Genomic DNA, 12116 nt, shown 5'->3' on the forward strand with positions numbered 1-12116 from the left:
GGCCGCGGGCCGCCCCGTCGAGGAGGTCGGGGCGCTTGTCGTCCGCCCACCGCCCCTTTGCCTGGAGTCGGGCCGCCCGGAGCCGGTCCGCCCGGGGGCGGAACGCCCGGCGCGGGAGAGCGGCTGCGCGGGAGCGGTCACGATGCGCCTCCGGTCGGTTTCCGGGTGTGGTCCGGGTTCGGCGCGGTACGTTCGACGGCACGCAGACGGACGGAGGCCGCCCGCGGGTTCTCGGCCTTCTCGGTCTCGCTCGCCGGTTCCGCACCTCGGGTCAACCAGCGCAGCCTGGGGCCCGCGCCCTCGGGCACCACCGGCAGGCCCGGCGGGACCAAGGCCTCCGCATAGCCGCGCAGTTGCCGCTTGACCAGCCGGTCCTCGAGCGAGTGGTACGATAGGACGACGAGCCGGCCGGACACGGCCAGCGCGTCGAAGGCCGCGGGCAACGCCCGGGCGAGCACGTCGAGCTCGGCGTTGACCTCGATACGTAACGCTTGGAAGGTACGTTTCGCCGGATTGCCGCCGGTCCGCCGGGCCGGCGCCGGGATGGCGTCGCGTACCAGGTCGGCGAGCCGCGCCGAGGCGACGAACGGGGCGACGGCCCTGGCCTGGACGATCGCACCGGCGATGCGGCGGGCGAATCGCTCCTCGCCGTATTCCCGCAGGATGTGGGTCAGCGCGTCGGCATCGTAGGTGTTGAGGATGTCGGCGGCCGTCCTGCCCCGCGTCTGGTCCATCCGCATGTCCAGCGGCGCGTCCCGGGAGTAGGCGAACCCACGGTCGTCCGTGTCCAGCTGCAACGACGACACGCCGAGGTCGAACAGGACGCCCTGCACCACCGGATGACCGAGCCGGTCCAGGATCTCGGCCGCCTCGTCGTAGACGGCGTGGACAAGCTCCACCCGGCCGGGGGCGAGCCCGTGCAGCCGCTCGCCGCTGCGCTCCAAGGCGTCGGGGTCGCGGTCGAGCCCCACCAGCCGTACGTGCGGGAAGGCCGTGAGCACAGCCGCGGCATGCCCACCGAGACTCACCGTCGCGTCCACCACGATCGCTCCGGATACCCGCAGGGCGGGGGCCAACAAAGTCAGTACACGGTCGGTCAGCACAGGCGTATGTGTGGCGTTCAGTGCTGAGCCTCCCTCGACCGCTCGTGGACCTCGTCTTCAGATGTACTGACGGGCATGGGGGCTTCATCGGCGAAAGCCACCGGGCGGCGGGCCCGGGTCGGGTGACCGAGGTCAACCGCCCTCGCGTACGTCCCGGATGCCGGCCGCCGGGGAAGGGACAGCCGGAAGGGACGGTGCGCGTGGCGAGCCCGCGGAGCACCCGGATCCATGAACCCGGGGCAGCTCAGATCACTCCGGGCAGGACCTCCTCGGACAGCTCGGCGAAGCTCTCCTCCTGGCTTTCCAGGTAGGTCTGCCACCGCTGGGCATCCCAGATCTCAATCCGAGTGTTGGCCCCATTGACCACGCAGTCGCGCATCAAGCCCGCGTAGGACCGCAGCGGAGCCGGAATCGTGATCCGCCCCTGCCGGTCCGGCACGTCGTCCGCGGCCGAGGAGAAAAACACCCGACTGTAGTCACGCAATGCCTTTGCGGTAACCGGAACAGTGCGGAGGGACTCGCTGATCCGGGTGAACTCCGCCATCGGAAAGACGTACAGGCAGCGTTCCTGCCCCTTGGTGATCACAAGACCCCCCTCCCACTCGTCACGGAATTTCGCGGGCAGCGTCAGCCGCCCTTTGTCGTCGAGCCGCGGCGCGTGGCTGCCGAGAAACACCAGCAACCTCCTCGCCACCGCGAGGAAGACAACGACAGGTCACCCCGCGACGGTCACCCGTAAGCTGCTGTCCCCCACTGCGCGCCACTCTACCCCACTCCCCCACCCGACACCCCCTCAACACCCCGTACCACCCCACCGAACCCCCTCCATTGGGGGTCGCCCGCGCTACCTAAGAAGAAGGTGGTAGAAGTCGCAAAAAATCAGTACAAATGACTCTGGTGGATGAAGGAACATTCGGTCTCACCCGCCGTCCCGGCGAGGCCGATCAGATACAGACACCTACCCCTCATCTCCTGTCGGGCTCCGGTTCGAGGCATGTTTCCTCGACCACCACGGCCTGCACGCCCGCGGTGGATGTCACACTCGGGGGGGGACAGGTCCCACCGGGGCCGGGTTCGCGCATCCCGACGCGCGACGCATCCCGACACTCGACACCCGGAGGGGGGCCAAACTCGTGGTGACCGACCCTGGTCTTCTGCACTGGCGTGACCCGGTGACCGACATCGGCCATCTCGCCGATGTCACCAACCGGGTGCGGGCCAGCATCGAGACGGTCATCGACGGCAAGTCCGAGGCGATCACGGCGGCCCTGGTCGTGCTGCTGTCCGAGGGCCATCTGCTGATCGAGGACGTCCCCGGGGTCGGCAAGACCATGCTCGCCAAGGCCCTCGCACGGTCCATCGACGCCCGGGTACGCCGCATCCAGTTCACTCCGGACCTGCTCCCCAGCGACGTCACCGGGGTCAGCGTCTACAACCAGGGCACCCGTGACTTCGAGTTCCGTCCCGGTCCGGTGTTCGCCAACATCGTCGTCGGCGACGAGATCAACCGCGCCGAGCCGAAGGCGCAGTCGGCGCTCCTCGAATGCATGGAAGAACACCAGGTCACGGTCGACGGCGTCACCTACCGGCTCGAGTCGCCCTTCATGGTGATCGCGACCCAGAACCCGGTGGAGATGGAGGGCACCCGGGCGTTGCCGGAGGCCCAGCGCGACCGTTTCACCGCCCGGATCTCGATGGGCTACCCCTCCCCCGCGGCCGAGCTGGAGATGCTCGACAGCCACGGCAACGCCAACCCGCTGGCCGGCATCACCCCGGTCACCGACGCCGCCGAGATCGCCAAGCTGATCGCACTCGTCCGCACGGTGCACGTCTCGCCCGAAGCGCGCCACTACATCGTCGACCTGGTCGGCGGGACCCGCACGCATCCTGAGATCGCGCTCGGCGCGTCCCCCCGGGCGGCGCTGCATCTCATCCGTGCTGCCCGAGCCCGCGCGGCCCTGGACCAGCGCGGTTTCGTCCTCCCCGACGACGTTCAGGAGATGGCTGTCCCGGTCATGGCGCACCGCCTACTGCTGCAGCCCGAGATCATGCTCTCCGGAGAGCCGACGATCGAGGTCGCCGCCCGCATCCTGACCGACGTCCTGCGCCGGATTCCGATCCTTCGTCCCGGTACGGCACGCCCAACCCGGCACGGCCGTTAGAGCTCCGTGTGTGGAACCTCCGGGTGCGCGACTTTGTCGCGGCGCTGCGTGGCCTGACGATCCGCGGCCGGTCGTTCGTCGCCGCCGGCATCGCCTGCGCGGCGTCCGCGGCCGTGCTCGGCGAGCAGGACCTGCTGCGGATCGGCCTGCTCCTCATTCTCCTCCCCGTGCTCGCGGCGGCCTTCGTCTGCCGGACCCGCTACCGGCTCGCCTGCACCCGCCGGCTCGAACCGAGCCGGGTGACCGCCGGGGACCGGGTCTCGGTCCGGATCAGACTGGAAAACGTCAGCCGGTCGCCGTCGTCGGTGCTCCTGGTGGAGGACGCCGCCGCGGACGGGCTGGGCGGCGGGGTCCGGTTCGTACTCGGCCGGATCGAGCCCGGTGGCAGCCGGGACCTGTCCTATGTCCTGCACGCGGGGATGCGCGGTCGCTACCAGATCGGACCGATGGCGATCCGCCTCGGTGACCCGTTCGGGCTGTGCGAACTGTCGCGCAGTTTCCGCAGCCTGGACGAGCTGGTCGTGGCCCCCCCGATCGAGCGGCTGCCGTCGGCCCGCCCGATCGGTGCCGCGCGTGTCAGCACCCAGCTGCGCCGCCCGACCGGGCTCGCGGGTGAGAACGAGACGACGACCCGTCCGTACCGGTCCGGCGACGACCTGCGCAAGGTGCATTGGAAGACAACCGCCCGCCGCGGCGAGCTGATGGTCCGGCGCGAGGAGCACCCGCAGACGGGCGGGGCGACTATCCTGATCGACACCCGGGCCCGGGCGTGGCCCGACAGAGGCCCCTCAGCATCGTTCGAGTGGGCGGTGAGCGCGGTCGGGGCGATCGGCGTCCACCTCGTCCGGGGCGGGTACCGGGTCCGACTGCTGGCCGATCAGGGGCTGGCGGCCATCGCCGCGGGGGGTACCGTCGGCGGGCTCCTCGACGAGCTTTCAACGCTGACGCCCGCCCCCACCGAGTCCCTGCACCCAGCGCTCGCGGCCGGCCGCAGGCAGGCCGATCACGGCGGCATGTTTATCGCCGTCCTCGGCCACACCGATGCGCCCACTGCCGCCGCGCTGGCCGGGCTGCGGCCCCGCAGCGCCCCGGCGATCGCGGTGCTCGTCGACGTGGCCAGCTGGAGCACCGCCGCGGCGGCCCCGAAGATCGCCGCCGACCTCGGAACGACGCACGCGGTGCTCACCCGCGCTGGCTGGGCGGTCCTTGTCGCGGCGGCGGGCACCAGCCTCGCGGCGATGTGGCCGCGGGTCGCCGCCCGGGCCCGGGGCACGGGCGGCGTCGGTGCTTCGAGTGCCGCCGGAGTCTCCGGACGTGCCGGGACCGTGGGACTCACCGGGGCAACGGGGCACAGCGGCGGTCTCCACATCGGCGGACGGTCGGTGCCGTGAACGCCCGCCCGGTGCCCACAGTGATCGTCACCGTCGTCTGTCTGCTGTCCACCAGCGCGCTGACCCGTCTGTTCGAGGGTGTCCTCTGGTGGTTCGGGCCGGTACTCGTCGCCACGGCCGTGGCCGTGGGGACGGGGGTGGCGAGCCGCCTGCTCCTGCTGCCGGCGGCGGCCGGGATCCTGCTCAGTCTGGTCGGCCTCATCGGCACCGTCACCGTGCTGTCCGCGCGGTCGACGGCGTTGCTGGGCTTCCTGCCGACCGCCACCACGGTCAAGACGCTGCGCACGCTCATCTCCGCCGGCGGCTCCGACATCTCACGGCTGGCCGCGCCGGTGCCCGATCGGCCGGGCCTGGTGGTCCTCACGGTGATCGGCGTCTACCTCCTGGTCATGATCGTCGATCTGATCGTGGTGAAGTTCGACCACCCGACGCTCGGCGGCCTTCCGCTGCTGGCGCTGTATGCGGTGTCGGCGGCGATTCTGCCCGGGGGCGTCGGCACGGTGCCCTTCCTACTCGGCGCGGTGAGCTTCATCGCCCTGCTCCTGCTCGACGGGCGGTTGGCGTACGGGCGATGGGGCCGGACCGTCTCCGACCAGCGGAGGGCCGGCGTCGAGATGTTCGGCGGTCGCCTCGCCGTGGGCGCGCTCGGGGTCGCCGTCACCGCGCTGGTCGCTGCGATCGCGGTGCCGTTGGGCCTGCCGTCCCTTGACGGCGAGGGACTAGTGTCGCGCAAGGGTGGATCCGGCGCCGGGGACGGTCCGAGTTCAGCCAGCGTCGTGCAGCCGATCGTCTCGGTGAGCCAGCAGCTGCACGCCAGCACGGAGGTGCCCCTGCTTCGGGTGCGCTTCGACAAGCCGGAGTATCTGCGACTGACGGCGCTGGAGAACTTCGACGGCCAGCTGTTCACCCTGCGGGCGTTGAACGCCACCCGGGAGAACCGGGTCAGCGAGGGACTACCGAAACCACGGACGGGCGGCACCACCCAGTCGGTGCGTGCGGAAGTGGCCGTCACCGGGCGGTTCAACGAGCTGTATCTGCCAGTTCCGGGCATCCCAACCCGGATCGAGGGGCTGACCGGCGACTGGCGGCTGGCGAGCCCGACAGGCACGATCTTCTCGACCCGGACCTCGACGGCGAACGCGCACTACCAGGTGGACGCGGTGGTGCCGAATCCCACGAGCGCGCAACTTCAGGCCGCGACCGGGCCGATCCCGGACTCGCTCGACATCGCGACCGCGCTCCCTGACAATCTCGATCCCCAGCTGCGCCAGCTCACCAAGGCCGTGACCGCGGATGCGCGCACCCCCTATGAAAAGGTGTACGCGATCCAGGAATACCTGCGGGGGCCGCAGTTCACCTACGACCTCCAGGGCGCCCCCACCACGCAGGAGGGCGCGCTCAGCCAGTTCCTGTTCGACACCCACCGCGGCTACTGCGAGCAGTTCGCCTCGGCCATGACGGTCATGGTGCGGATACTGGGCCTACCCGCCCGGGTCGCGATCGGCTTCGTCCCCGGGGAGCGGCAGAGTGACGGCAGCTACGTCATCACCAACCGGCAGGCGCATGCCTGGCCTGAGGTCTGGTTCCCGTCGATCGGCTGGATCAGCTTCGAGCCGACCCGCCGCAGCGACGGAGCCACCTCGGCGCCGTCCTACGCCCCCGCCGGGCCCGAGGACCCCGACAATGAGGCCGCCCTGCCGGAAGATCAGGATCAGACCGAACTGCAGGCAGCGCCCGAGCCGGTGCCCGTGCCGGATACCTCCACGCCGGCTCCCGGCGACGATCCGACCGCGGTGGACGCCCCGCGGTCAGGTGATGGCGCATCGACCTCCACCGGGATTCCCTCCTGGGTGATCTGGCTGTGCGGTGCCCTGCCCGTCCTGGGCCTGCTGGCCGTTCCGGCGATCACCCGGATCCAGCGGAGGCGGGTCCGGCTGCGCCCGGCCGAAGACGATCCTTCAGACCCGTCTGGGGCGACGGTGGAACGGGTCCACGACGCCTGGGCAGAACTGCTGGACGTCGCCGCGGATCTGGGAATCATGATCCGGCCGAGCGACTCGCCGCGGGCCGGGGTGGCCCGGCTGACCGCCTACCTGGACGCCGAGCCGACCACCGCACAGGCCCCGGGGTCCCGCCCGGAACCGTCTGCGTGGCAATCCGGGGACGGCGGGCCCCCCACGACCTACCCGCAGGCCCGCGCGGCACTCGCCCGGCTGGCCTCCGCGGAGGAGCGGGCCCGCTACGCGCCACCGGAGATGGCCGCGCCGCCGTCCGTCGCAGACCTCGGCGAGGATGTCGTCCTGGCCACCACCACGCTGTGGGTGCTGGCACCGCGGGCCAGGCGGATGTTGGCGCGGATCGCCCCGGCATCGGTTCTCCGACGCGACGCGCCGACCTCGGCGCGCGGACGGTCGAGGACGGGACAGGGAGGCGGCGGGGACGACGCACCCGCCGCACCCGCCACGCCCGCCACGATTCAGAACGATGACAATGATGACAATCAGGACTGGCCGGACCCGGTCAGGGACGGTCCTCCCAGCGCCGCCGCCACCGCTCCTCGACCCGTTCCATGAACGGAGCCCTAGCCCGCGGCTTCGGCTTCGATCCCCCCTGCACACCGCCCGGCCGCCGGTGACCGGTGTCACGGCCGCTGATCCGGCGCAGGCCCGCCGCACCGCGCAGCGCGGCGAACAACATCATGAGGAAACCGAGGATGCCGAGGATCACCGTCAGCGGTACCTGGTTGAGCACCACGCCGACGACCAGGACGGCCAGACCGAGGACGAAGACGACCGCGCTGCGGCGCACCCGGCGCAGCAGGTAGGTACGGGGGTCCGTCGAACGGACGGTACTGGCAAACTTCGGATCGTCCTGTACGAGAGCGCGCTCGATCTGCTCCAGCAGGCGCTGCTCGTTCTCCGAGAGCGGCATCGACGCTCCTCCCACGACCTGTAGGCCCGGCGGACGGAACCTGATAACCAAGGATAGGCATGTGCGGGCGGGTGCGGTAGGCAACCTGTCATGCTGGTTGGAACCGAGCGATTCCCGTCACCTGGTCCGTGCCCGAACTGGGGTCTTTCATACCGGGAAATCCACGATCACGGGAACCGGCGGTGCCGGTTTCACAAGCGGTACCAGCGGCACGACGGCGGGCAAGCACATGCAGCTGTGCCGCGAGGTCACGGAACGGCTCCCGGGCGGCCGCGGCCAGTTCCAGGCGTAGCAGCCGCTGCGCGGTGAAGGCATCGGAGTCGACCAGTGCCCCGGGGACCAGGTCGGCGAACACGCGCACCCCGTGGACGTCGACGACGTCCGCGCCAGCCCCGTCCACCAGCGCGACGATCTCGGCGGTGGTGAACCCGGCGGCCGCCCGGGGCGCCCCGGTGCCCTGGCCGGTCAGCACGGCCTGCGCCTGCTCGAAGCGACCCGCCAGGGCACGGGCGAGCACTGTGGCAGCCCGGCCCGCGACGACGAGGCTGAGGACGCCTCCCGGGCGCAGCACCCGCAGGGCCCCCGCCAGCGCGGCCCCGGGATCGTCAACGACGTCGAGGACGGAGTGGCACAGCAACAAATCGGCGGTCTCGGTGCCGACGATGCCGGTCAGGTCGCCCTGCTCGGCCGTGACCCGGTCGGCGACGCCCCGTTCGTCGGCGCGACGGCGCAACGCTGCCAGGGCGTCCGGCGACGGGTCCACGACGATCACCAGGTAGCCCTCGACCGCCAGGGGGACAGCGAAGCTACCACTCCCACCGCCCGCGGCAACGATGATCGGCGGGATGGTCGCGGCCGTCGGGGCCACCGACCAGGCCGGAACCCCCGCTGCCGATCCGGGCAGGACCGTCCGCAGGCCGTGCCAGATCGCAGCCTGCCGCAGATCCGCGCCGGTGACATGGCTGGTCATGCGCGTCGTGCCTCCTCAGGCCGGCATCGTCGGCATCGCCGCCATCAGCCCGCTCGCCCACGCCGGAGGACCGGGCGCGTCACTGACCCACGGTGAGACCTATGACAACCCCGACGACCAGCCCGCCAGCCGACAGCCCTACGACCCGCAGTACCCAGCTGTTGCGACGCGCAACGGCGGACGGCACGGCCCGATGCGCGCCGCGGTGCCGATGCCCAGAACCGGTGAGGACCATCGATGATCTCCTGCTCCGCCAGCCACCGCCCCTCGGGGGGTAACCGATAGTGACTGATGATCACCGTAAACGCAACCGCTCGTCACCCGCCCGGGGCGTCGCCGGGCCGAGGGCAGGCTGACCGTGGTCGGCTCGGCGGCGTGACCATCGCGACCTCCCCACGCCCGACCGGACCGGTGCCGGCGATCACTGGTTGGGACGGCAGGCCCAGCACGCCCTCGACAACCCCGATGAACAGATCGACCTGATGGATCAGATCGTCGGCCTCCCGCCTGGTCACCACCTTCAGCCCGGCCTCGGCCGCCGATCGCCGGGCGGCCCCCGCCGCGAAGAACTCCGCCCACTCCGCGAGCTCGGGGGCCACCCGGACAAGCAGGCACCAGGCACTCACGGGCCGACCGCGACGACCGGGACGGGGCCGGGCCCGGTCCGCCAGGGCGGCGGCCGCCGCCCGCAGCGCCGCGAGATGGGCGAGGGCGTAGCGATCCCCGGTCGTCTGGGCGTACTCGGCCTCACCGAGACCACGCCGGGCGGCGACCAACAGATCGTCACGGAAGCGGCGGGGCAGCCCCGCCGCCGACACCAGGGTCCGTCCAACCGGCTCGGTGGACGCACCGCGCGGCCCGGTGGATCCACCATGGCCGCCGAACGCGCCCTTACTGCGGGCCGCTCCTCCCGCCGGGTCCGAGCCACTGATCGAGCCACTGATCGGCCGACTGGTCACGGTGGTCACGACACCTCCCAGATCTCGAACATAGGTTCGATCACAAAGTAGTGAACCCTCTCCGACGCCGCCCGTCAAGCACCTAGGTATCGAACACGCGATCGAGAAGATCCGACGACCTCGGACTCGACCACCCGAAGAAACCAGCCGAGGACGAGCAGAGCTACCACGTCGGGAACCCATCCCAGCCGCGGGTCCGCGACTTTCCCCCGACAGACATGTCCCGAACCCGCACCCGGCGTCCGGGCCACCCGGGTGACCCCCGGGTCGAGCGCATCCGGATTGGCCACGACAAGCGCCGTTCCGTCCAGCGCAAACCGGATGATGTTCACGTCGCGGTGACCCACGAGCCCGCTGGCGAACTCGCCGCGGGTCGGCGTGAGCCAGCGCAGCGTGGCACCGTCCGACAGGCGCACCCGGCCCCCGTGGCGGCCTGGCTCGAAGGCGGCCAGGGGCACCCGTCCCATGGGTTCGACCAGACGGATCCCGGAACCATCGAGATCGGTCTCCAGCACGAACGGCCGGCCGGCCGCCATCAGCTCGACCCGGCCCCGCGACCACCAGTCGGCCAGCACCGCGCCCTCGCCGGTCTCTATGTGCACGTGCCGGACCGAGGCGTGCCGGGACACCGACTCGATCCGGAAGACCAGCTCGTGCGGCAGTCCGCCGGCCCGCCGCGGGAGAAAGCCCGCCCCGGCCGCCGGGCCCGGACCCGGGCCCGCTGCCGACGCGGGCCGCCTCGCCAGGCTCCTGGGCACCGTGATCGCCATGCTCCCAACCCCCTCCGCCTCGCCGGCCGTCTCCCGGCCGCCTGCCACCCTCGGTTTCGTGGGCTCAGTGCACCTCCGAGCGATCAACGCCCACTGCACGCACAATCACCAGAACCATTGAGAATGTGTTGATCGAAACAGCCGGATTCCGCGATCGGGTCACGCGACGCCCCACGGAGCCGGACCGCTACCCGCGTCGCACCGGGCACCGGGCACCGGGCACCGGGCACCGGGCACCGGGCACCGGGCACCGGGCACCGGGCAGGCCTGACGCGGAAACGACAGGGGTCGTTCCAGATCGGTGGTTGCCGCCATGTCCCCTCCCGGCGCACGCTGCGGTAAACAGACATCACCGGGGGTCATACGAGAGGACCAGATGCCCGACCGCGACAACCTGCAGTTCGCCATCCTCGGCCCGTTGGAGATCACCGCCGGGGGGCACCCATCGTGCTAGGCGGCACCCAGCGCAAGGTGCTGATGGCCGCGTTGCTGCTGGAAGCCGGTCAGGTGGTGCCCGGTCACCGGCTGCTGGAGGTGATCTGGGGGGGATCCACCGCCGGAGAAGGCGCTGGCCACATTGCGCACCCATGTCAGCGAGCTGCGGCGGCGGCTGGAGACCGGGCCCGAGGTGCTGTTGCGCAAGGGGACCGGGTACGTCCTCGACGTACGCCCGGAGCAGATCGACTCCGAACAGGCCCGTCGGCTGCTGGAACAGGGCCGGCGCGCGGTGGACGACGGTGACCCGGTGAGCGCGATCGCCCCGCTGCAGGAGGCCCAGGCCCTCTGGCGGGGACCGCCGCTGGTCGACCTGATCGACTACCCGTTCACCCGGGCCTACGTGGACGCCCTCGACGAACTCCAGCTCGACGTCGTCAAGACCCGGATCGCCGCCGACCTCTCCCTGGGTCGTCATCGCGAGGTCATCGGGGATCTGCGCGTGCTGGTGACACGGCACCCCCACGACGACGGGCTGCGCCGGGAGCTGGTTCTCGCCTTCTATCGGGACGGTCGGATCGAGGACGCGGCCCGGGCCTGCCAAGAGGGCCTGGAGGCACTGCACGACCTGGGGCTGGACTCCGCGATGTTGCAGCAGCTGCAGGAGGACGTGCTGCGCGGCACGTCCAGCCTGGCCTGGACCCCGCCCCGCTCGCTCGACCGGCCGGTCTCCGTGGCGCCCACGAGCCAGGGGGGATACCAGCTGCCCCCGGACATCCGCGAATACACCGGGCGCGACACGATCCAGGCCCAGGTGCACGCCATGCTGACCGATCCGGTCGGGCTGTCATGGGGAACCGTGGTGGCGGCGTTCGCGGGTAAGGCCGGCGCCGGCAAGACCGCCTTGGCCGTGCACGTCGCGCATCGCGTCCGCACGGGGTTCACCGACACGCTGTACGTGGACCTGCGGGGCAACAGCACCCCACTGGACCCGGCCCGGGTGCTGTCCCGGTTCATCCAGACGCTCGGGGTCAGCCGCTCCGCGGTACCGGCCGACCCCGACGATCTCGGCGAGATGTACCGGGAGCTGCTCGTGACCCGCAAGGTTCTGATCATCCTCGACAACGCGGGGGGCGAGGCGCAGATCCGGCCGCTGATGCCGACCGGCCCGGGCTGCGCGGTCATCATCACGAGTCGGTCGCGGCTGCACGGCCTGAACGCCCCGTACTGGATGGTGGACGTCCTGCTGCCCAGTGACGCGGTGGAGCTGCTGGCCAAGGTGGTCAGCACGCAGCGGGTCGACGCCGAACCCGAGGCCGCGCGCGACATCGTCGGTCTGTGCGGCTACCTACCGCTGGCGATCCAGATCGCCGGGCGCAAGCTGGATCTGGATCT

General features: G+C 71.3%; 11 protein-coding genes. 5 read left to right on the plus strand and 6 right to left on the minus strand.

The window, feature by feature from the left end; genetic code table 11:
• Nucleotides 1-137: 137 nt before the first annotated feature.
• Complete coding sequence (gene rsmH / locus AC08OQ_RS11835) at nucleotides 138-1124, minus strand: 16S rRNA (cytosine(1402)-N(4))-methyltransferase RsmH (RefSeq protein ID WP_476601002.1); 987 nt, start codon at nucleotides 1122-1124, stop codon at nucleotides 138-140.
• A 223-nt stretch (nucleotides 1125-1347) separates the two neighbouring features.
• Nucleotides 1348-1779 (minus strand): division/cell wall cluster transcriptional repressor MraZ, encoded by a 432-nt coding sequence (gene mraZ, locus AC08OQ_RS11840; RefSeq protein WP_476601000.1) that lies wholly within the window; start codon nucleotides 1777-1779, stop codon nucleotides 1348-1350.
• Nucleotides 1780-2236: 457 nt separating this feature from the next.
• On the opposite strand from mraZ, the gene AC08OQ_RS11845 reads away from it, so the two are divergent.
• Genes AC08OQ_RS11845 through AC08OQ_RS11855 form a run of 3 tightly spaced genes read left to right on the plus strand, consistent with a single transcriptional unit; the run spans nucleotide 2237 to nucleotide 7229 of the window.
• Complete coding sequence (locus AC08OQ_RS11845; protein WP_462203445.1) at nucleotides 2237-3265, plus strand: AAA family ATPase; 1029 nt, start codon at nucleotides 2237-2239, stop codon at nucleotides 3263-3265.
• Between the two features lie 23 nt (nucleotides 3266-3288).
• Nucleotides 3289-4656, plus strand: coding sequence for a DUF58 domain-containing protein (locus AC08OQ_RS11850; RefSeq protein WP_476600998.1), 1368 nt, complete (start codon nucleotides 3289-3291; stop codon nucleotides 4654-4656).
• The gene (locus AC08OQ_RS11855) at nucleotides 4653-7229 is read left to right on the plus strand and encodes a transglutaminaseTgpA domain-containing protein (protein ID WP_476600997.1); all 2577 of its coding nucleotides are present in this window, start codon (nucleotides 4653-4655) and stop codon (nucleotides 7227-7229) included. The genes AC08OQ_RS11850 and AC08OQ_RS11855 overlap by 4 nt, the downstream gene beginning before the upstream one ends.
• Here the strand turns inward: AC08OQ_RS11855 and AC08OQ_RS11860 are convergent.
• Together AC08OQ_RS11860 and AC08OQ_RS11865 are read right to left on the minus strand one after the other, a co-directional pair.
• On the minus strand, nucleotides 7177-7587 hold the full coding sequence (locus AC08OQ_RS11860) for a DUF3040 domain-containing protein (protein WP_462203442.1): 411 nt from the start codon (nucleotides 7585-7587) through the stop codon (nucleotides 7177-7179). The genes AC08OQ_RS11855 and AC08OQ_RS11860 overlap by 53 nt on opposite strands.
• An 88-nt stretch (nucleotides 7588-7675) precedes the next feature.
• Nucleotides 7676-8557, minus strand: a complete 882-nt coding sequence (locus tag AC08OQ_RS11865) for a methyltransferase domain-containing protein (protein ID WP_476600995.1) — start codon at nucleotides 8555-8557, stop codon at nucleotides 7676-7678.
• Here AC08OQ_RS11865 and AC08OQ_RS11870 point away from each other — a divergent pair.
• Nucleotides 8556-8798: a hypothetical protein gene (locus AC08OQ_RS11870; RefSeq protein ID WP_476600993.1), complete on the plus strand. Its 243-nt coding sequence runs from the start codon at nucleotides 8556-8558 to the stop codon at nucleotides 8796-8798. The genes AC08OQ_RS11865 and AC08OQ_RS11870 overlap by 2 nt on opposite strands.
• A gap of 76 nt (nucleotides 8799-8874) precedes the next feature.
• On the opposite strand, the gene AC08OQ_RS11875 is transcribed toward AC08OQ_RS11870, so the two are convergent.
• Together AC08OQ_RS11875 and AC08OQ_RS11880 are read right to left on the minus strand one after the other, a co-directional pair.
• Nucleotides 8875-9525 (minus strand): SAV_6107 family HEPN domain-containing protein, encoded by a 651-nt coding sequence (locus AC08OQ_RS11875; RefSeq protein WP_476600992.1) that lies wholly within the window; start codon nucleotides 9523-9525, stop codon nucleotides 8875-8877.
• A 65-nt stretch (nucleotides 9526-9590) separates the two neighbouring features.
• On the minus strand, nucleotides 9591-10334 hold the full coding sequence (locus tag AC08OQ_RS11880) for a hypothetical protein (RefSeq protein ID WP_476605246.1): 744 nt from the start codon (nucleotides 10332-10334) through the stop codon (nucleotides 9591-9593).
• Nucleotides 10335-10863: 529 nt separating this feature from the next.
• Between AC08OQ_RS11880 and AC08OQ_RS11885 the strand changes: the two genes are divergently transcribed.
• Nucleotides 10864-12116 (plus strand): AfsR/SARP family transcriptional regulator (locus AC08OQ_RS11885; protein WP_476612042.1); only part of this gene is annotated, 1253 nt, incomplete at its 3' end.

The sequence above is a fragment of the Frankia sp. CcCS3 genome (genome assembly GCF_977927575.1).

Excerpts from the sequence above, each read along its gene's own strand:
- AC08OQ_RS11860 (WP_462203442.1), bottom strand. The coding sequence starts at position 7,587 with ATGCCGCTCTCGGAGAACGAGCAGCGCCTGCTGGAGCAGATCGAGCGC.
- AC08OQ_RS11865 (WP_476600995.1), bottom strand. The coding sequence starts at position 8,557 with ATGACCAGCCATGTCACCGGCGCGGATCTGCGGCAGGCTGCGATCTGG.
- AC08OQ_RS11870 (WP_476600993.1), top strand. The coding sequence starts at position 8,556 with ATGCGCGTCGTGCCTCCTCAGGCCGGCATCGTCGGCATCGCCGCCATC.